The organism is Corallococcus sp. CA054B, from assembly GCF_003611625.1.
GTDB lineage: Bacteria > Myxococcota > Myxococcia > Myxococcales > Myxococcaceae > Corallococcus > Corallococcus coralloides.
Genome location: NZ_RAVY01000434.1, coordinates 1 through 465, shown reverse-complemented (window position 1 = coordinate 465; position 465 = coordinate 1). Strand labels below are relative to the sequence as shown.

Sequence of the window (465 nt, the reverse complement as noted above, 5' to 3'; positions counted from 1 at the left end):
GGATTACACAGGTCACACCCGCAGCGGCGGCGGCATCAATACCGTCGCGGAACGGGAAGAACGCGTCAGAAGCCATTGACGAACCTTTCACTTCCAGACCTTCATCGGCAGCTTTAATACCGGCGATTTTTGCGGAGTACACGCGGCTCATCTGGCCCGCGCCAATGCCGATGGTCATATTGTTTTTGGCATAGACAATGGCGTTGTATTTCACGAATTTCGCCACCTTCCAGCAGAACAGCGCATCACGCAGCTCCTGTTCGCTCGGCTGGCGTTTGGTGACGACGCGCAGTTCTTCCGCACCGACCATGCCCAGGTCGCGATCCTGAACCAGGAGGCCGCCGTTCACGCGTTTGAAATCAAGGCCCGGAACACGCTCGCCCCACTGACCGCAGGTCAGAACGCGTACGTTCTGTTTGGCGGCGGTGATTTTCAGAGCTTCTTCGCTGGCGGACGGCGCAATAA

1 pseudogene is annotated in these 465 nt (G+C 57.8%); it reads right to left on the bottom strand.

The features are described from left to right. Positions 1-465 (bottom strand): annotated as a pseudogene (gene purH / locus D7V80_RS41195) (bifunctional phosphoribosylaminoimidazolecarboxamide formyltransferase/IMP cyclohydrolase); the annotation flags it as partial.